This is a genomic window from Parabacteroides sp. PFB2-10 (assembly GCF_029893085.1).
GTDB lineage: Bacteria > Bacteroidota > Bacteroidia > Bacteroidales > Tannerellaceae > QVMG01.
Map to the genome: position 1 here is coordinate 267,091 of NZ_JARXWI010000002.1, position 20,039 is coordinate 287,129.

Below are 20,039 nucleotides of genomic sequence, written 5' to 3' on the forward strand. Positions count from 1 at the left end.
TAATTGACTGCAAATGTAATTATTATCTCCCATATCTCAGTCACGATTAACCATTTCTTCCGAATTATTAGGTTTAAATTCCTTTAATCCTTTTTCAAAAACAGCGATGGCTTCTTGCAAACTGCCATAAAATTCCCCTCCGGAAGCATTCAGGTGACCGCCTCCATTGAAATATTCGCCTGCGAACTGATTGGAAGGGAAGCTACCCACCGAACGCAGTGATACTTTGATATACTCCTTGTCTTCGCGCAGGAAGACCGTGAAATGCACACCGTCTATACTCAAAGGAAGATTTACAAAGCCTTCCGTATCGCCTACCTGATAATCAAAACGTGCCAACTCCTCCTCAGTCAGGGTGATAAGCGCCGCATGCTGTTCAGGGTAAACCTTCATCTTTTCATACAACACAAAACCCATCAGGCGAAGGCGGCATTCGGAATAGACGTGGTTCACATTCCGGTAGATTTTATCCTTGTCGATGCCTCGCTTGATAAGCTCACCCACGATCGAATAGACCTCCGGATGGTTGGAGTTGTAGGTGAACGAACCGGTGTCGGTCATCATGCCGGTATAAATACATTCGGCAATTTTCTTATCGATCAACTCCACATAAGCCATCCGGCTGATAAAACGGAAGATCATCTCGCTGGTCGACGACATCTCCGGATGTGAGATCACCACGCGGCAGAAATCAGCCGGATTCAGATGATGATCGATCATCACCTTGCGGCCTTCCGAAGCCAATACCGCCGGAGCCATCTTGTCCATTCGCTTGGGTTCGTTGAAGTCGAGGCAGAATATTACATCCGCATCTTGAATCAATTGATCGGCAAATTCAGTATATTTCTCATAGATGATAATCTCTTTCCGTCCGGGCATCCAGTTATAGAACGAGGGAAACTCATTGGGTACAATAACCGAAACATTGTCTTTCCCATAATTCAACAGGAAATGATACAACGCAAGCGAAGATCCCAACGAATCTCCATCCGGTGAGACATGGGAAACAATCACAAAGCTGTTTCCTTTTTCAATGTATTTATGGGCTTTTTGAATTTTCTCTTCGGGTAGAATTTTGGTAATCATGTCTAAAAATTATTTAGAGAGCAAATGTACGGTTTTTTTATTTCCCATGCTATAGGTCACCCCCCCCAACTTACGATTTGTAATTTTCGGGGGAGTTTGCGCGCAAAAAGGCAGGACTTTTTTCACAAACTCCCGGGAGAAACATTTTTTAACGTATGGATTTGTAAGCAAAAGGGCTATTTTGCTTACAATCGCTTATTTTGATAATAGAGAAAAAAAGGGGCTCAAAGAAACTTTTTGGGGCGATCAGTGAATAAGTGGTTCGATTAAAAGGAGGGCAAAAAGCGAGAGGCTCAAAATCAATTGCCAGGGACGCCCCTTAAAGAGGTAGACCAAGCCGGCGATAAGAGCCGAATAGCCTGTAATCAAAGAAAACAGATCGAAAGGAATCAGGACGGAAGCCCCCGGCAGTTCATACAGAAGATATACAAACTCTATTGTCCAATGGGTTAGTTTTTCTACGCCTATCTGCAGAGGAATAAAGCCAGGCAGAAGCAACCATAACAGCCCCATGGGTATCAACAATGTAGAGAACAACATAACAGGCAGATTGGCCAGGACAAACACCAGTGAAAACCGTTTGAAATAAAAGAGTGAGAGGAATGTTGTGCCAAGCTGTGCCGAGAGGCAAACGGTGAGCCATTGCCATAACGTCCTGATAATTGGATTGCGTAGTTGACCGATTCGGTCAAAAAAAGGACGCAGATATAAAATAAAAAAGACAGCCGTATAGCTCAATTGGAAGCCGATATCGAAAAGGTAATGTGGGTTATACACCAGCATACAAAAGGCGGCCGCTGCCAATGTGTTGTATGAATCGGATTCGCGCCGGAGTACACGCCCTGTCAGATAGAACGAAAGCATAATCCCGGCGCGTATGGCAGAGGGTGCCATGCCCGTTGTCACGACAAAAACCCACAACAACGCCATGGTTAATAAGTAGCGTATCCATATGCCTGCCTTAGACTTCGGCAGCCAGCCGAAAAGGGCGGTTATAAAACCACAGACAATGGCCACGTGAAAACCGCTTACGGCAAGGATATGGGAGATGCCCGTTGCGGCGAATTTTTCGCGTGTCTCTCGCTGCAGGGACTCTCTATAGCCTAAGAGAATGGTTGCCAGAAAAGATTTTTCTTCCTCTGATAACGAGAGTTCGTCGATCGATTCAACAAAACCCTGTCGAAGCAAGATGGCATTCTCTTCCACCAGGGAGGGTGGCGAAGAAAGTGTGTCGTCGCGGGGGATGGTATGCAAAGCGGCCAACGCCATGATTAAAAAGGCTATCACACATCCCCACCTCCAGCGATGGGCATAGGCAAGGGTGGGTTTGTAGAACAAGGGAATTAGAATAGTTGAAATAAATAAACAAAAGGGAAACAATAACAGCCCGCCCACAAGAAGATTGGAGCGAAGATTCATCGCCAATAGAATGCCCGTTGTCCAGAAAAGCAGTAATCGTACAAAAGGCCGCTTTTGTATCTCTGCAATCATAGTTAAGTGTCAGGTTTCTCGAGCCTGAACGCCCCGTTATTATAAGTCTTTCAGTGCTTTAATAGATCGGATCGGATCTGTTGCTTTAAAGACAAAACTACCGGCAACCAAGACGTCGGCTCCGGCTTCAATAAGCTGCTTGCCGGTTGAAAGGTTGACTCCGCCATCCACTTCAATCAATGTCTCTAATCCTCTCTCCCGGATCATCGACTTCAAAGCGGCTGTCTTCTCTAAAGAACGTTCTACAAATGCCTGTCCGCCGAAACCGGGATCCACAGACATCAATAAAACCATATCCAAATCCTGTAATATATCCTCTAATAGATGCACGGGCGTATGCGGATTCAAGGTGACCGCCGCTTTCATGCCTGTCTCTTTGATGGCTTCCACAGTCCGGTGAAGATGCGTGCAGGCTTCATAATGCACATTCATCATATAGGCGCCGGATGCAGCTACCTCTTTGATATATTTATGAGGCTCAACGATCATCAGATGCACATCTATCGGTTTGGTGCAAATCTCTTTCACCGCCTGAAGAATAGGGAAACCAAACGAGATATTGGGAACAAATACCCCGTCCATAATATCCATGTGAAGCCAATCAGCCTCACTTTTATTAATCATTTCTATCTCCTCACGTAAACGAAGGAAATCTGCGGCAAGCAGAGACGGAGCTATCAGATGTTTCATTTCATTAAAGTTTTTTGCAAAGATATACAAAAAAAGGATACCCTCATGGATACCCTCTTTTTGCAGCTTCTTAGTTCAAAACGAACGAACAGAGATCCTGTCGTAAGGCAGGTTCAACTCTGTAAACCCGTGCAAATTGAGCTAAAAAATCCAACGTCTGCTGACGTGGAGTGCCTGTTGCCTTTTTACGGCTGCTTTTTCTTATGTTACTATTTTCAAACATACGCTGAGTAGATATTCTCTTCATAGGCAAACCTTGTTTTATTGTTGTTTACCTATAAAACGATACCGCCTCAACTTTATTGCATGAAAATCATAATTTCTTAACTTATTATGCTAAAGAAAGTTCCATCCGGTTCTCTTCAGCCATGCGGCGCATATTCAGGATGGCATAGCGCATACGTCCCAGTGCTGTATTTATGCTAACACCGGTCAGATCGGCAATTTCTTTGAAGCTTAAATCCTGGTAATAGCGCATTTCCAATACCTCGCGCTGGCTTTCCGGCAAAAAGCGGATCAGTTTCTTTACATCCGAAAGCACCTGTGTGCGTACCATTTTGTCTTCGATCGTGCGGTCGCACAATTTGATATTGTTGAACAAGTCAACCTCTACATCATCATTGGAAAGGGTGTTTTCACTGCGTTCCTGGCGGAAATGGTCAATAATCAGGTTGTGCGCAATACGGGTAATCCAGGCTTTAAACTTGCCGTTTTCCGTATAACGTCCCTGCTTGATGGTCATGATTACCTTCACGAAAGTTTCCTGAAAGATATCTTCTGTCAGGTCTCTGTTGTGTACGATGTAATAAATATAGGAGTGGATGCTTTTCTTATAACGATTAAGTAATACGTCAAAAGCTGCGTTTTCACCTTTAGCATACAAAACAACCAACTGCTCGTCGGTCATTGATTTCAATGTATTCATTACTTATATAATTTGATTTATAGAGTAATGTATATGCTATAGGCAATTTGTTTTTTAGTTAAACTTAGATTATTTCGAATACAAATTAAAGAAAACTATTTCAATCGGGCAAATTATTTATTCCGGAAAGTCCTCAATTTGTCCCTTTTACCCCGGTTTCCACAACAAAACGGACGGTTTTCAGTACAAACTCCCCTGTTTTAGTTACGTAAAATAGGTCGAAAAACACTTCTGCAGCTCCTCTTTTGCCTTTTCAAAGTCTTGTTTTTCGCCCAGTTCTTGCGCTAAAGAGGTCACCCCTTTATCGATAAATCCACAGGGATTAATCAATGAGAAATAGGATAAGTCGGTATTTATATTCAGGGCAAAGCCATGCATGGTTACAAAGCGGCTGCTTTTCACACCGATAGCGCAGATCTTACGCGCTCTTCCTTTTACCTCCGGCTCTATCCAAACCCCGGTCGCCTCCTCCAAGCGTTCTCCTTTCAGGCCGTACAACGCAAGGAAATCAATGATTACTTGCTCCAGGCGGTGGATATACTCCTTCAAGCCAATAGACCATCTCTCCAGGTCAAATACCGGATATCCGGTAATCTGCCCGGGGCCATGATAGGTGATGTCCCCTCCCCGGTTGATATAATAGAGCGAGGCTCCCCGTTCTTTCAATACCTCTTCCGGAATCAACAAATTCTCTTTCTTTCCGCTTTTCCCCAAGGTGAATACCGGATGATGCTCGCAGAAATAGAGGATCGACTCGCCTTCTTCCTCCTTTCTTTTGGCATCCAATAAAAGATCGAATGTAGCCGTCTGCCGTTCCAGTGCTTCCGCATAGTCGATGCGTCCTAAGTCTATATATTTATATGGTTCCATAAACAGGTGGGTCAGTCTTTTTCGCCGAATAAATACTGGTAATCTTTTTCCGTAGCAATGGTAACCCAATCTTCCGGTATAAACTTCCAGTGATTCAATTCGCGCGGATGTATGACTTTATTTTCTTTGATATAATTAATCAGGTAATAACGGAAATCATTTTCCGAGATCGTTTTAATGCGATTATCCAGTTCATCGACAGAGATACCGGCGCCTTTCGTTAAGAGTTCTCCTCCTCCATTTCCCCGGTATGAGGTCAATGCTACATCGTAAAGTTTATCTTCATAAAACGGCCGTCCGTCGCTCATACAGAGGATATTCACCTTTTCTCCTTTTTCTTTCGTCACATCCACCGTATAGATAATACCGGCAGCCGAATCAAAATAATAATACATATTGGCAAACTGCTCTTTTCCGCCATAGGTACTGTTTTTTAATAGTAACATATGATCTTCGGGAGATGTCATCTGCTGTGTCCATATACCGTACGATTCTTCCAGGTAATTCCGTATTTCTTTGCCTGTCAGCTCCATTGTATAAATGAGATTCTTATACTTGTAGAGTTTAAACATATCCCCGATACGCACATTCCCTCTTTCGATTTGCGCATCAAAAGATAGAGGAGAAGCAAATGAAATATCAGCCCCGCTTATGTCTAATTGCAGCTCATGAATAAAATCTACAAAGGCGGAAGAGCCGAAATAGGCCGGGCGTGTGGTGATCGTCTCGGTAAAGACTCCGATCTTCTTAGAAACAAACTGCTGAATAGTCTGGTGAGCCGAGTTAAACTTTTCCAGGAAAGCCTTATCCGGCTCGATAGAATCCATCTCAACCAGGGCTCCTTTCAGCTGTTTTCCGGTGATTTGTCCGTCAACCCGGTGGAGTTTCATCGAAATATCGGCCACCTTCATCCCATTATGTCCGGGATTCACTAATAACACACTATCGCCTGCGATATTGACAATCTTCTCACAATAAGGAATATGATCGTGTCCCATCATGATAATGTCGAATCCGGGAACCTGCTGGGCTATTTGCAAAGAGAAATCATCCGTATACCGATCGGACAGGATACGGGTGTCTTTCCCGGAATGGAAGAGACCTATCACAATATCAGGCTTTTCCTTTTCACGAATGGTTCGCATCCATTTCTGAGCCGCCTCTTCCATTTCTTCAAAATATAGATTCTCCCAAAGGCTTTTACATACCCAGGCCGGAGTTGCAGCCGTGGTCAATCCCAGTACAGCGATACGGACTCCTTCCCTTTCATACACAGCATAAGGCTGCGTATAGATACTGTTATCTGACTTTTGCAACAGATTCGCGCAGAGGATCGGAAACGCACATTGCCGTGCCCATCTATTCATCACTGCTTCTCCGGTTTCAATATCATGATTCCCGAAATTGCCGGCATCATAACGCATATAATTCATCACTTCGCCACATAGGTGCGCAGATACCGTATCCATGTAATTGTAATAATAAACAGAAGGCTGGCCATCAAGGATATCGCCATTATCAAACAAGAGGAGATTCTCTCCAAACAGCGTGCGTTGTTGCTCTACATACGTATGGACACGTGACAATCCTCCCTTTGACTCCTGTTGTTCTATGTAATCAAAAGGGAAATAATTCCCATGTATATCGCTGGTCTCTATAAACTTTAACTCTATCGTCTCTGTCTGTGCTGATATGCCACAAGAAATAGAACATAATAGAATATAAAAGAACAATCGTTTTATGTTTCGGTTATATTTCATGAATAAACAAAATAAGGGAGATAATTCTCCCTTTTTATTTAAGTAACTCCTCTATTTTTGCTAATAAGTTTTGATAATCTTCCTGATTGAAACCAACCGTAGCCATGACTACTTTCCCTTTCTTATCGATCAGATAGGTACGGGGGATCAGACTTTTGGCAAAGGCTCCATAAATCGACCGGTCTTTATCCGGATACAAAGGAAACGTAAATCCTTTCTTTTCATTATAGGTAAGCAGGTCTGCCACCGAATGTTCACGTCCGATTGTCAGGAGGATGAAGTCTTTATTGTTTTGATATTTTGGCCATAAGGTTGCTTGTACTTCTGCCAGTTCCTTCTGGCAGGGAGGACACCAGGTGGCAAAAAAGTTAATCAGAACTACTTTGCCTGCATAAATATTGGAGTTGATCTTTTTTCCATCGTCAAGGGATATAGTAAATGACGGCATGGCGTCGCCTACTTTCACGATATCCTGTTCGGAGGTTTGTGCCTTTGCCATGACAGTTGCCAAAAACAGACAAAGAGTCAATACATACGCTTTCATATTTTTCATGGTGTTATTTACCACAAAGATAATGGTAATCAAACAAAATCACTTCAATTAGAATACATAAAATTAACCTTGCAGATTCTTTTTTCTCTGCAAGCCAACAAAATCAAGGACTAAGAAAGTAATGTCTGTTTTTTAGAAATGATAGGCTATGCCAACTCCTAACACCTCTTTCAATTGTACCTTCGCCCCTTTGCGATTACCTTCAGCATCGACCGTCTTCACATCGTTATCGTATTTCAAGGTTGTATTCAGGGTGGCAGAAAGGAACTTATTAACCTTCATGCTGATTAATATATCCCAGTTAACATCCACATTGCCAAACTGATCATTATACGGAGTAAAGAAATCAACCGTAGATACCAGGTTTACGTTTTCCATCACCGGTTGCTCAACACGTGCTTTCAGATAGGCACCGAATTCAGCTTTGAAACGCTTTCCCGGATCCACACCAAACGACCCCAGATCCGACAGGTAATCATCGTTTACAAAGGTCATCTTTCCGGAAATGGGAGATAGATAGATCGAATAATTAGCCTTCGGCCGGAACTCCAGACCTAACGAGATATTCGAATAGGCAGGAGCCATAAAGGTGGAAATATAGTTGTCCCGGTCAGGATACTTGTAGCCATGGGCAAACTGTGTCTTGAAGTCGCCCATCAGGGTGTAGAACCATTTATTATTGGTGGAATACCCCAGCTGGGTCGTGAAATTGATATTATCATTAGTCTTCTGTGTCCCGTTGGTCTTGTTTTGCGACAAGCCATAATCTAACACCAAGGTGTTTTGCCAAAGCCAGTTTCCACTTTTGTGCAACAAGGAGCCATTCAGGTAAGCATTTCCGGCAACCGAATTCTCTCCCCCGGCCGACCAGTTGCTCATAGCCGTTTGAGACAGGTTTAAGCCCGTCACGCCCGAAAGCACCCACTCACCATCTTTATACCCTTTGTCATCTTGTGCATACAATGCTACAACGGAAAAAATCATCACCAGTGTAAACAGTAAACGTTTCATCTTTCTATTTTTCTTAAATTATACATCTATATTTATCTACTTATAAAACAAGTTAAATAACCATTTGTTTAAGGAAATGAGACTTCCAAGCAATAGGTGGAAACAAACAAACCTCTTCTTTTTTGTTTTATTCGTTCACTTTTGTGTGTGATAGCGAGATTATTCGTTCGATATTTTGTATATTTACGCAATTATTCGTTCGATAAAATGTAATTTGACTAAAATATGGAAAGATTAGCCATAGAGACACTCAAAAAGTGGAAGGCAAAGGTAAACAGAAAACCCCTTATTGTCAAGGGAGCTCGTCAAGTGGGCAAAACATGGTTGATTAAGGAGTTTGGTAAGCAAGAATATGCACAAACTGCGTATGTCAACTTTGAAAGTTCAAAAGGATTACAATCTCTTTTTTCTTCAGACTTCGATATTCAACGTGTTATTGCCGCCTTGCAAATCGAGACCGGGGTAAGAATCAATGCGACGGATACTCTAATTATTCTTGATGAGATACAAGAAGCTGAAGGGGGACTTACCTCATTGAAGTATTTTCAGGAGAATGCCCCAGAGTATCATGTCATAGCAGCCGGTTCTTTGTTGGGAGTAGCTTTGCATAGTACCAAATCCTTTCCTGTTGGCAAGGTTGAATTTATGGATCTTTATCCGTTGAACTTTGAAGAATTCCTGTTGGCTGTCAAAGAAGAGGACTTATTAGACCTGTTAAAGAACAAAGACTGGATACTTATCAAGACTTTTAAAGATAAATACATCCATTTATTACGTCAATATTATTATGTAGGAGGCATGCCGGAAGTTGTGTCTACGTTTATTCAAGAAAATGATTTTAATGAAATAAGAAGGATTCAAAAGGATATACTAATCTCCTATGAACAGGATTTTTCGAAACACGCGCCCAACGAAATAGTGCCTCGTATTCGAATGCTATGGAACTCGATTCCTACCCAACTTGCCAAAGAAAATAAGAAATTTGTTTACGGTTTAATAAAAAAAGGAGCCCGTGCCAAAGAATACGAGATGGCATTGTCATGGCTCATCGATTGTGGTTTGGTTTATCAAATCAATCGAATATCGAAACCTGGCATTCCACTGAAAGCGTACGAAGAGAGTTCTGCATTCAAACTATACATAATTGATGTAGGATTGCTGGCAGCGATGGGTGATATTGATGTAAAAACATTATTAAACGGTAATGCTATCTTTGAAGAATTCAAAGGTTCACTCACAGAACAATACGTATTACAACAAATCGTAAATAGAGATATACCTGTCGCTTATTGGTCGGCCGATGGAGGCTTGGCGGAGGTTGATTTTGTTGTGCAACACGAAGGAAATCTTATCCCTATAGAGGTGAAAGCCGAAGAAAATCTAAAAGCTAAGAGCTTGAAGTCCTATTGCGAAAAATACGATCCCGAAGTAGCCTTGCGTTGTTCCATGTCTGATTATAGATTGGAAGAATGGCTTGTCAATATTCCTTTATATGCAATCGCTGTTCCTTCATGAATTTAGCACAGACAAAGTGAACCTTGTTTGCTATTTCACCAATACCTTGGTTGAGAACTGGTCATCGATCGACACGATCACAACGCCTGCCGGTGCTGAAATAACCGTTTCGTCGGATGCCAACCGGCGGCTAATGATCACCTGTCCGGCCGGATTCACCAGCGTCACCCGCTTCCCGGCAGCCCCTTTCACCGTCACCGTGCCGTAATCCGACAGCACAGCTATGCGCGCTTCGGGCACCTCCAGGGTAGCCACTGGGTCTTCCCGGGAATAAACCACATCGAACACTTCGCTTTCGCTCACCTGATTGGCGCCGAAAACCGTTTCCACAAGAACCGGCACCCCATTCTGTATTTTGATCCATTCTGCCCATCCGGCACCCACTCGGTCGGCATGCGACTCAATCATAAATTCTCCATCCTCATTATCTGTCGAAAGCAGGCGGAATGAGAAGAGTACCGGTAAGTGTTTGCCTTCGCCCTTTTCATCGACATCGACCACATTGATCCGGTTGGCTTTGGCCGGCAACGAAGAGTTTTGTATCACCAACACCGAGTCACCATAGAGTTTCCCATCCACAAAAGCCAGGCGGGTATAGCCATTCCAGAGAAACTTTTCCAACATGGCCTTATTATTTTGGTAATAATCAACAGAGTCTTTCAAGCTGACCAGGAAACGGGCAGATGTATAATTGACCTCCTCTTTGGAGTGGCTGCAGGCCGGATCGTGACAGATCGAACAAAGCATCTCCGTTTCGTATTCGATTGATTTTCCAAGCATCACCAGGTATTGCGGCATGATCTTTCCCCGTGTGTACTTAACAATCATGGCATTATTACTCTTGTTGCCTTTACTTTCTACGCCTAAATAATTCATCCCTTTCTCTTTCGAATAGTTGCTGTTGGCATCTTCATAAAGGAACGAAGCCGGATCGTTTACCCGAAAGAATTCCATCACCCACTCAGAGGAGCTCCCAGCCCGTGTGGCTGATGGATTGAATTGGCCATAAACAGTAGATCCCATCAGGAGAGATCCGGCCATAACCACATAAAATAATTTCTTATTCATAAACATATATTTTCATGTAGGATTAATCTGAATAGCAAAATTAGGTAATTCTTTTGTATCCCCCACCCTTTTCTTGCAGTTTGTCCTAATTTTAGCCCAGTAAAATCTTAGCTTCTTCGTATATTTGCGCCCATAAATTTACCTTTTTAAAACAGAGTGTACGTATGAAGAAAATGATTATGCTCCTGGTAGTGGCCATGCTTACTGCCTGTGGTGAGAAAAAAGATCTGCAAATCACGGTTGCCAACCCCCTTGCTTTAGACAGACAACAGGAAATGATTGAAATCTCGGCTTCCCAGACAGCCGCAATCCAGGCACGCTATGCCGACGGGTTTATCATTACGGATGCCGACGGCCTTGAAATCCCTTATCAGATCACTCATGATCAGATGATTATTCTCCAGGCATCCGTAGAAGCCGATGCACAGCGTGTCTATACCCTAAAAGCCGGAACACCTCAGGCATACGAAACGATTGCAACCGGAAAACAATATCCCGAGCGCGTCGATGATATAGCCTGGGAGAACGACCGGGTGGCCTTCCGTGCCTACGGACCAGCTCTTCAGGCTACCGGTGAACGCGCATTTGGTTATGATATCTGGGCTAAGAAGGTGGCCTATCCGGTGGTAGAAGCCCGTTACGCAAAAGAGCTGAACCCTGAGACGCTCGCTCAGATAGCCGAACTACGCAAAAGTGATCCGAAAGCAGCCCAGGAACTTGCCCAGTCGGTTTCCTATCATGTGGATCATGGCGACGGACTCGATTATTACTCCGTTGGCCCGACACTGGGAGCCGGCACCTCCGCTTTGATGAACGCAGAGGGACTTATCATGCCGTATGCCTATAAAACCTATACCATTTTAGATAACGGACCGTTGCGTTTCACCGTTTCTCTGACCTATAACCCGTTGAAAGTAGGCGAAAACGAAAACGTGATCGAAAACCGTATCATTTCACTCGATGCCGGTTCGCAGCTGAATAAAGCAACTATCCGGTTCGAGAACCTGACGGAGACAACCCCTTTGGCCACAGGACTTGTTATGCATGCTCCGAGTGAGGTGTACGAAGCCAATGCAGAAAAGGGATACATTGCCTATGCCGATCCGATCGATCCGCTAAATGGCCAGATCTTTGTTGGTGCTGTTGTTCCGCGCACCCAACCGCTGAAAGAAGCAGCTCCTGCGTATGGCCATGTATTAGCCATCAGCGATTACAAACCGGGCAGCGACTATACCTATTACTTTGGTGGCGGATGGAGCAAGTATGGCTTCGAATCAGCCGAAAATTGGTTTACTTACATGCGCAACTTCACAGAAAAAGTAAACAACCCATTAAGCGTATCCGTTAAATAAGATCCTTGCTATAATAGTTCAGAACAAAAGGCTTTCTCATTCAGGAGGGAGCCTTTTGTTTTAGAACAACCCATACTGAAATGTTAAAATATCGTTTGTAAGCAAAACAGTCGTTTTACTTACAAATCCATACGTTAAAAAGTGTTTCTCCCGGGAGTTTGTTTTCAAAGTCCCGCTTTTTTGCGCGCAAAGTCCTGCCGAAATTACAAATCGTAAGTTGGTTGTTTTGGCAAAAATGAATATATTAACATTCATTCACATTGTTGCGAGATGTCTAAATCAGGTTTTCCGTAAAAGGTAACCGTTGTCTTTGCGGCAAGCTTTCCGGAGAGAATCAAAAGAGAGGCTATCGGCTTCGAGGAAAGAGGGTCTCTCGCCTATCTGCGAAGGGAAATGGGCATCGGAGGCAGTGAAGGAAACATAGTGTTTGAGATAATTGTTTTTTCCTATCAGAGAATCAAAACGTTCCTGATTATTGTATTCAAGGGCGTCGACGAGAAGCGTCGGGTCTATAAAACCCAACTGGCTGATAAGGCTATACGAAGGTCGTTCGATATGGGCAGGAATAAACAGGCAATCCTGCTGTTTGGCATAGGTAGCTACCTCATTGATGCTTTGATCGATGCCGGAGATGAGCGACCAGGGAATCTCTCCTTCGATCTCCTGGTTGCGGTTGACCCATACCTGATCGCCCATGCGTTCGGGGTTGTTGGGTATATGAGGCAGATACCTGTCTATATAGGCTTGAAATTCGACCCGGACATCATCGGAAGGGAACAAGACCACGCAATGCACCTCCTCCCGGGTAGCGACCTCTACTCCCGGAAAAACAACCAATCCCCTCTCCTCTCCCAACTCCCTGATGGCGGGATATTGCTGCGTGGCATTATGATCGGTGATGGCAATGGCAGACAATCCCTGCTCGATAGCTCTGTCGACAATCCGTGACGGGCTCATCTCCAGGCTCCCGCAGGGAGAAAGACAGGTGTGGATGTGGAGGTCTACTTTGTATTGGGTCATGAAAGAAATTATGAATTATGAATTATGAAAGAAGATAATATCCCTGAAATCCATAATTCATAATTCATAATTCATAATTATCTCATAGATTTTCCCACTCACCTCAAAAGCCGAAAGCGTGGTTCCCAGAATGGGCACATCTTCACTCTCTCCTTTTTCCAACATCTCTTTGTCGGGTTTCAGTCCGTTGACTAACAGGACAGCCGCCATATCTTTCAAGGCGGCTACTGCCATTACATTCTGGTGGGTTTGCAAGGTGATCCATATCATGCCCTCTTCGGCATTCCCCATCACATCGCTCAACAGGTCACTGGTGTACCCTCCGGTTATCTTATTATTCATGCCACCTTCTCCGCAAAAAAGGGTAAGGTGAAGTTTGTTTACTAATTCATTGACCTTCATATTTGGCTCCTTTCTTATAACAATCTTTATTGAGGCGATCTTTGCCCCATGTTTTTTCTATCAGGCGGAAAGCATGTTCTTTATCCAGCTTTCCGTGTTTTTCCATATTACGCTGCATAAAGACACAATCACTGAACTGCGCTTCATGACGAACAATATCTTCCGCCAGGCTCCGGCAGTTCGGACTGCCGCAGGCGCCGCAATCGATTCCCGGAAGGTAGCACATCAGGTTGCGTACCTGTTCCATCTTTTTCAGAATCTCTTCCCGCGGTCCGTCGTACAATAGTTTGGGTTTGGGTGGTATCGGCGGCATCATAATGTGCTGCTTCAGATAAGCCAACGCATCGATATTCTCGGCAGCATAGATCATCGGCACCTTATCGCGGTTGACCGATCGCTTCATCATACGCTCGGCGGTAAGGAAACGGTTGGCCACCGTCAATACCCCACCGGCACAACTACGGCTACAGGCACGCAACTCCAGGAAGTCCACATTGCGCACCTCATCCGTCGTCTCCATGCGTTCCAGGAAATCAATCACATTATGTATCTCATCGATCGCCAGGCTACGTCCCGGAAAATGCTTGGATTCGCCACCGGTCTGGCTCCAACGCATCTCTTTCTTGGTAAGTGAAGGAGGTAATTCGCAATCGGACTTATGATCTTTAGGGCGGTTTTTCAAAACATGATACACCTTATTATATAAGGTATCCATATTAATCACCCCGCGAATGGCTGCTTCATAGCCCTCTTCGCTTTTCAGGGCGGCAATCTTCGCCGCACAGGGAGTGACGTAAAATATACCGATCTCGTCCGGTGTGAACCCTTCGTCTTCCAACACCTTATGGTAATAGGTAGCCGAGGCATTCACCGGGGGCTTCACCAAAAGGATATTATCTACCAACACCGGGAATCGTACCTGTATCAAGCGTACAATAGCCGGGCAAAAAGAGCTGATCACCGGCTTCTCATCGGCATTCTCCATCTGTCGGATCATCTCCCGGCAGACCATATCGGTGGTAAATTCCACCGGGAAGATATGCGTAAAGCCCAATTCATAGATCGCGCTCATGATCTCTTTCTCCGTTGTATACTTGGAGAATTGTCCGGTAAAAACGGTCGGCACCAAAGCCACCCGGCATGTATAATCGAAAATGCGTTGGAAGTCGTCCTGCCCCACATAGATAGCATGAACCGGACATGTTTTCAGACATTCTCCGCAATCCACACACCAGTCTTTGTGTATCGTGGCTTTGCCATCCTTGATACGGATAGCACGCGTCGGGCATTTCGTCATACAGCGCGTACACCCCATGCAAAGATCATTGTCGATCTCGAGCGCATGATAAAAATTATCTTCTTTCATGTTACATTTCCTCCTCTAATCTTATGAGAACCTGGTAAGCATATACACCTCTGTTCCTATGCCTACCTGGCTTTCGACGGTTAGTTCGTCCACATTCTTCTTCATATTGGGCAGTCCCATACCGGCACCGAATCCCATCTCCCGCACCGCCTCCGAAGCGGTGGAATAGCCCTCCTGCATAGCCAGCGGTATATCGGGTATGCCCGGTCCTTCGTCTTTCAAGCGTATCGTTATCTTCTCGGCATCGACTTCCGCCAGGACTTCGCCTCGCCAGGCATGGGCTACCACATTCACTTCCGCCTCATACAAAGCCACGACTATCCGCTTGATGATCTTCGGATCAACCGATAACTGCTTTAGAGTTTTCTTGATCTCACTCGAAGCATATCCGGCTCTCGAGAAGTTGCCACCTTCCAGTTCGTATCTGAATCGCATAGTCCGCCCTCCATTCTTTTTTGTTTAGTAAACCGGCCGCAGATTGTTATTATACAATAAACCAACTGCACGATACATGGAATAAGGGGTTTCAAGCAGAATCATCTGATTCTCCGTTGCGAGCTCGATCATTTCAGGAGTTACTTTTTTCCCACGGACAAAAAGAATGCAGGATACTTCCGCCATCTCCGCCGTCCGGATGGTTTGCAAGTTGCACAAACCGGTAATAAGCATCACTTCACTGCAATCCAACGTGAGCACATCACTCATCAGATCGCTGGCAAAAGCCGATGAAACCTCTTTATCTAACTGGGTAGCACCGCAAACAATGTTTGCCTCCGTCAATTCCTTTACTTGTTGTATTTTCATAATTTTTCGTCAACTAATTTATGCATTTCGCATTTCACATCACGCTTAAGTTTCGAAATATACTAATAATTGTCAATTTTAAAGCCATTTCTTAATTAATTCTTACCTTTACACAAAGGTAGGATATGCCTTCGCATAGTCTAAGCGAGCTTAACACTGTGTTCGGCTTTCACTATCTTGAAAAGAACAAACTAAAATCATTTAATGCCATGTTTGCAAAAGAAACTTATGTAGCCAGACGCGCTAAACTAAAACAAACCCTCGGATCCGGGTTGCTGTTATTCCTTGGAAATGATGAATCGGGTATGAATTATGCCGATAACACGTACCACTACAGACAGGATTCCACTTTTCTTTACTTTTTCGGACTCTCCTATGCCGGACTCAACGCAATTATCGACGTTGACAATGACCGGGAGATTATCTTCGGTGATGAATTGACAATCGATGCCATCGTATGGATGGGCACCCAACCTACGCTGAAAGAAAAGAGCGAAGCGGCAGGTATCACCGAGGTACGTCCCTATAAAGAGATTGCCGACTACCTGAAAGCGGCTCAGGCCAAGAAGCAGCCTATTCACTACCTGCCTGTTTACCGTCCAGAACATCAGATTAAGTTGCAAGACTGGTTAGGCATATATCCGGGAACGGAAAAGCCTTCGGTGGAATTCATCTATGGCGTTGCTAACCAGCGTAACTATAAAACGGAAGAAGAAATCATTGAGTTAGAGAAAGCCTGCAATGTGACTGCCGATATGCATATCGAAGCGATGAAAGCGGTGCGCCCGGGTATGCTTGAAGCCGAAATAGCAGCCATCGTTGCCCAAACAGCTTTGAAAAACGACTACCAGCTCTCCTTCCCTATTATTGCGACGATCAACGGACAAACACTTCACAACCATTACCACGGGAACCGGATCAAGAGCGGTGATATGCTGTTATTAGATGCCGGTGCCGAAACGCCTATGGGCTACTGCGGTGATATGTCGTCTACGATTCCGGCCGATAAGCAGTTCACTACCCGCCAACGCGAGATCTACGATATCCAGGTAGCTTCTCATGAAGCTGCGGTTGCCGCCTTGCGTCCGGGAGTCAATTTTGAAGAGGTGTACGATCTTTCCCTGACTGTTATTATGGATGGGCTGAAAGAGCTGGGCTTTGTGAAAGGAGATACGAAAGAGGCTGTGAAAGCGGGAGCTGCCGCCCTGTTTATGCCTTGCGGACTCGGACATATGATGGGCATGGATGTGCATGATATGGAAAACCTCGGAGAGGTGTACGTAGGCTATAACGGACGCGCGAAGAGCACACAATTCGGTCGTAAGTCTCTTCGTTTGGGCCGTGAACTGGAACCGGGTTTCGTATTAACTATCGAGCCGGGCATCTATTTCATTCCCGAACTGATCGATATGTGGCATAGCGAAAAACGTTTTGCCGAATTCATCAACTACGACAAAGTGGAGACCTACAGAGGCTTCAGCGGCCTGCGTAACGAAGAAGATTACCTGATCACAGCCGATGGCGCCCGTCTTTTAGGAAAGAAAATTCCGTTGCATGCGGAAGAGGTAGAGGCATTGCGCTAACTACATTAACTGCTATAAAAAAGAAAGAGTCATCCCCACTATGGAGATGACTCTTTCTTTTTTGTTCACCCTTATTAAGGATCAAATTGTTCTCAATACTTCAGCTAATTTTTCCGGCGTAACATCAGATGCAACGATCATTCCTTTGTCATCAATCAGATAGCTGTTAAAGCCCCGATCTAATTTATACGCCTTACGTAGAGCGAATTGTTTGTCCGGTTCCGCCTGGAAGTGTGCCATGCTGTCTAACCCGTCAGATTTCACTGTTTCGTAGAAAATCGATTGTTTGGTATCCAAAGAAATCGAATAAACATCCACCTGGCTTGTGCCAAGACGGTTGACTGCATGCATCAGACGGACATTGCGCATACGTGATTCAGCGTCATAAGCCGCCCAGAAATTCACTAATGTGTAGCGTCCCGACTGATTCCGGAAATCAACAACTCTTCCGTTTTCTAAAGACTCTATTCCCGGAGCTATATCGCCGGGGTTAATACCCACCGTCAATACAGACTCTTTTGATCCGGATGACATAAAAAGTAGGCCAACCAGAGCAACGAGAACATAAGTTCTTACCCTCATAATGTTCTATTTACGTTTAACTTGATCGGGAACCTTAGTAGTATTTGTCTTGTTTTATGTTCACCGACTCCTGATTTTCAGGATATAATTGTAGGAACGTATCCTTCTCCAAGGCATTTTCCCTTACAAAACGGTGGCAAAGATACAACAAAAGGGAGGCACAAACCAAATTTTATACACTTTTTATGGAATCCCACAAGTGATTCACCCGGCATTATTTCACCCGGGAATATGTTTTACAACAGGTAAGAACCGACGTTTCCTTAGCGTACAGGCGGCATCGGAACACCGGTCTTGATGTATTCATCATAGACCACCTGCGGATGGTAGGCCAAAACGGACGCTTCCTCCTCCCTGTCTTCCGCAAGCTGCTTACGCCGCATGTGTTTCTCACCATATTTCCGCAATGTTTCGCTCTCACCATCCTGCACCAGGGTGCTATCCATCACCAGGACATCCAGGATATTTTCTTTGGGAGTAAGCTGCGGAAGCAATGTTTGTTCGAGCAATCCCCTGTAAGCGCCAATGTATTCACACCAGACCCCTCTATGTTGTTTAAATATACGATAGGTATAATTCGACCAGGCGGTTCGTATGTGTATTTCTTCACGCCAGATCTCGATATTGGCTTTTGAATCAAACTGGGGATCTTTGATGGATACTCTTTTGAAGCCATCCCCCTCTTCCAAAATGTGTGCATGCCATTTTTCAGAATCAAGAATCTCCGCGACAATATCTGCCAACTCTTCTCTTATTTCAAATTGTATACGCATCATGTATTGCCTGCCAGTCAGGACTTATTAAGGTTCCAGGTTCTCTATGAGACATTAAATAGTAAGGCTATACGCAAATATAGCCAAATGTATGGATTTCTTTCAATTGTTTTGTCCTTTTTTATAGATTTCAACAGAAGAGTTTGAAAAACAATCAAAGCCCCCCAGACAGAAAAGGATCAATGTTGGTTTTATTGAGGATCTGGAATCCGACAACAATCAGACGATTTTCTTCTTTATAGCTTATATTTATTGATCACAATCCGGGTTGTCCCTATTTTCAGTTTGGAATCGACACGGATAGGAACTTTGTTCTGGTCGTTTGAAATATAAACCGTCATAGCAGCATCCCCGTCTTCAAAAACCTTTTCATCCAACAATAACACCAATTTGATGCAATCATAATCGCGCCCGTCATTCGCCCGGATGCTCTGAAAGCCTTGATGTTCAATCAGCATATTTTCCATCCGGCGGCCCGTGAAGTAAGCGACAGGCAGGCGGTCTCCCTTTTTCATAGACGAATAATCAAACGTCCGCGCATAATAAAGAATGCTTAGCATATCGTACACCGGACGTTTGGACACCAAAAGCGTATCAAAACGCAGCTCACCGTTTCTGATCCGGCGTGCCTTCACTTCTATATTCTCTGAGGAATGGATATAGGAAGCCCGCTCGATCGTGTGATCACCGGCTTCGTGTGCATCCTTCAGATAAGCCAGCGGCTTCAGATCCTTTGCTGTATAAGAGGTCAATGTGTCTTCCATAGAAAAGATGCTTTTAGCTATCCCACTCGATTTAGCCAATAAGTTAAAACGAAAAGCATTCTGCCCGTTATACACATCTTCACTGACCGTCAGCTGGGAAGTACCTGCCTTGGCACTGATAATACCAACCTTCACGTGCATATCATAGGTTAGCTCTTCACCCGGGCGGAAGGGTAAAGGGCGGTTGTTCTGTTGCGCGTTTGCCGAAGAGGCCAATAAAAGCAACAGGGCAACCAATATAAAACAGCTATTATTCTTCATATTCGATCTTCTATTTGTTTTCCAGTTATATAGATAAGACGTGATTAAGCGTCAAAAAGCAGGTGTGATTAATTATTCTTAACCTGTTTCTTTAAAATGTAACACAACACACGGCTTGTTATAATAACCAAAGAAAGTAGGGAATGTTCATCCTGCCTGCCGG

Annotated in this window: 20 protein-coding genes; 3 read left to right on the forward strand and 17 right to left on the reverse strand. The window is 44.3% G+C overall.

Annotated features, from left to right (window positions below; all coding sequences use genetic code 11):
• Positions 1 to 36: 36 nt before the first annotated feature.
• From M2137_RS02980 to M2137_RS03015, 8 genes are all read right to left on the reverse strand, one after another.
• Positions 37 to 1,086 (reverse strand): bifunctional oligoribonuclease/PAP phosphatase NrnA, encoded by a 1,050-nt coding sequence (locus M2137_RS02980; RefSeq protein ID WP_280764974.1) that lies wholly within the window; start codon positions 1,084 to 1,086, stop codon positions 37 to 39.
• A 246-nt stretch (positions 1,087 to 1,332) separates the two neighbouring features.
• Positions 1,333 to 2,577: a ComEC/Rec2 family competence protein gene (locus tag M2137_RS02985; RefSeq protein ID WP_280764975.1), complete on the reverse strand. Its 1,245-nt coding sequence runs from the start codon at positions 2,575 to 2,577 to the stop codon at positions 1,333 to 1,335.
• Between the two features lie 39 nt (positions 2,578 to 2,616).
• Complete coding sequence (gene rpe, locus M2137_RS02990; protein ID WP_280764976.1) at positions 2,617 to 3,267, reverse strand: ribulose-phosphate 3-epimerase; 651 nt, start codon at positions 3,265 to 3,267, stop codon at positions 2,617 to 2,619.
• Positions 3,268 to 3,598: 331 nt separating this feature from the next.
• Positions 3,599 to 4,192 carry a sigma-70 family RNA polymerase sigma factor gene (locus tag M2137_RS02995; protein ID WP_280764977.1) on the reverse strand — a complete coding sequence of 198 codons (594 nt, stop codon included), beginning with the start codon at positions 4,190 to 4,192 and terminating at the stop codon, positions 3,599 to 3,601.
• A gap of 204 nt (positions 4,193 to 4,396) precedes the next feature.
• Positions 4,397 to 5,062: a lipoyl(octanoyl) transferase LipB gene (lipB, locus tag M2137_RS03000; RefSeq protein WP_280764978.1), complete on the reverse strand. Its 666-nt coding sequence runs from the start codon at positions 5,060 to 5,062 to the stop codon at positions 4,397 to 4,399.
• Between the two features lie 11 nt (positions 5,063 to 5,073).
• Complete coding sequence (locus tag M2137_RS03005; protein ID WP_348538024.1) at positions 5,074 to 6,804, reverse strand: bifunctional metallophosphatase/5'-nucleotidase; 1,731 nt, start codon at positions 6,802 to 6,804, stop codon at positions 5,074 to 5,076.
• Positions 6,805 to 6,856: 52 nt separating this feature from the next.
• Entirely contained in the window at positions 6,857 to 7,366 is a 510-nt protein-coding gene (locus M2137_RS03010) for a TlpA disulfide reductase family protein (protein WP_280765051.1), read from the reverse strand.
• Positions 7,367 to 7,507: 141 nt separating this feature from the next.
• A complete protein-coding gene (locus M2137_RS03015) occupies positions 7,508 to 8,386 on the reverse strand; it encodes a DUF3078 domain-containing protein (RefSeq protein WP_280764980.1) in 879 nt (292 codons plus the stop codon).
• 225 nt (positions 8,387 to 8,611) lie between these two features.
• On the opposite strand from M2137_RS03015, the gene M2137_RS03020 reads away from it, so the two are divergent.
• The gene (locus M2137_RS03020) at positions 8,612 to 9,901 is read left to right on the forward strand and encodes an AAA family ATPase (RefSeq protein ID WP_280764981.1); all 1,290 of its coding nucleotides are present in this window, start codon (positions 8,612 to 8,614) and stop codon (positions 9,899 to 9,901) included.
• Positions 9,902 to 9,931: 30 nt separating this feature from the next.
• On the opposite strand, the gene M2137_RS03025 is transcribed toward M2137_RS03020, so the two are convergent.
• Entirely contained in the window at positions 9,932 to 10,969 is a 1,038-nt protein-coding gene (locus tag M2137_RS03025) for a DUF6383 domain-containing protein (RefSeq protein ID WP_280764982.1), read from the reverse strand.
• A 164-nt stretch (positions 10,970 to 11,133) separates the two neighbouring features.
• Here M2137_RS03025 and M2137_RS03030 point away from each other — a divergent pair, with 164 nt between their 5' ends.
• Positions 11,134 to 12,321, forward strand: a complete 1,188-nt coding sequence (locus M2137_RS03030; protein WP_280764983.1) for a DUF4861 domain-containing protein — start codon at positions 11,134 to 11,136, stop codon at positions 12,319 to 12,321.
• A 279-nt stretch (positions 12,322 to 12,600) separates the two neighbouring features.
• Here the strand turns inward: M2137_RS03030 and M2137_RS03035 are convergent, their stop codons facing one another.
• Genes M2137_RS03035 through M2137_RS03055 form a run of 5 tightly spaced genes read right to left on the reverse strand, consistent with a single transcriptional unit; the run spans position 12,601 to position 15,913 of the window.
• Positions 12,601 to 13,341, reverse strand: coding sequence for a PHP domain-containing protein (locus M2137_RS03035; protein ID WP_280764984.1), 741 nt, complete (start codon positions 13,339 to 13,341; stop codon positions 12,601 to 12,603).
• A 57-nt stretch (positions 13,342 to 13,398) separates the two neighbouring features.
• Entirely contained in the window at positions 13,399 to 13,743 is a 345-nt protein-coding gene (locus M2137_RS03040; RefSeq protein WP_280764985.1) for a serine kinase, read from the reverse strand.
• Positions 13,730 to 15,109, reverse strand: coding sequence for a [Fe-Fe] hydrogenase large subunit C-terminal domain-containing protein (locus M2137_RS03045; RefSeq protein WP_280764986.1), 1,380 nt, complete (start codon positions 15,107 to 15,109; stop codon positions 13,730 to 13,732). The genes M2137_RS03040 and M2137_RS03045 overlap by 14 nt, the downstream gene beginning before the upstream one ends.
• A 21-nt stretch (positions 15,110 to 15,130) precedes the next feature.
• Entirely contained in the window at positions 15,131 to 15,544 is a 414-nt protein-coding gene (locus M2137_RS03050) for an ATP-binding protein (protein WP_280764987.1), read from the reverse strand.
• Positions 15,545 to 15,568: 24 nt separating this feature from the next.
• Complete coding sequence (locus tag M2137_RS03055) at positions 15,569 to 15,913, reverse strand: hypothetical protein (protein WP_280764988.1); 345 nt, start codon at positions 15,911 to 15,913, stop codon at positions 15,569 to 15,571.
• A 209-nt stretch (positions 15,914 to 16,122) separates the two neighbouring features.
• Here M2137_RS03055 and M2137_RS03060 point away from each other — a divergent pair, with 209 nt between their 5' ends.
• The gene (locus M2137_RS03060; RefSeq protein WP_280764989.1) at positions 16,123 to 17,496 is read left to right on the forward strand and encodes an aminopeptidase P family protein; all 1,374 of its coding nucleotides are present in this window, start codon (positions 16,123 to 16,125) and stop codon (positions 17,494 to 17,496) included.
• An 81-nt stretch (positions 17,497 to 17,577) separates the two neighbouring features.
• On the opposite strand, the gene M2137_RS03065 is transcribed toward M2137_RS03060, so the two are convergent.
• The 3 genes from M2137_RS03065 to M2137_RS03075 all read right to left on the reverse strand — a co-directional run bounded on the left by M2137_RS03065 (position 17,578) and on the right by M2137_RS03075 (position 19,876).
• Positions 17,578 to 18,030: a thioredoxin-like domain-containing protein gene (locus tag M2137_RS03065; protein ID WP_280764990.1), complete on the reverse strand. Its 453-nt coding sequence runs from the start codon at positions 18,028 to 18,030 to the stop codon at positions 17,578 to 17,580.
• Between the two features lie 311 nt (positions 18,031 to 18,341).
• Positions 18,342 to 18,851 carry a hypothetical protein gene (locus tag M2137_RS03070; RefSeq protein WP_280765052.1) on the reverse strand — a complete coding sequence of 170 codons (510 nt, stop codon included), beginning with the start codon at positions 18,849 to 18,851 and terminating at the stop codon, positions 18,342 to 18,344.
• Between the two features lie 236 nt (positions 18,852 to 19,087).
• Positions 19,088 to 19,876 (reverse strand): DUF3108 domain-containing protein, encoded by a 789-nt coding sequence (locus tag M2137_RS03075; RefSeq protein ID WP_280764991.1) that lies wholly within the window; start codon positions 19,874 to 19,876, stop codon positions 19,088 to 19,090.
• Positions 19,877 to 20,039: the final 163 nt, after the last annotated feature.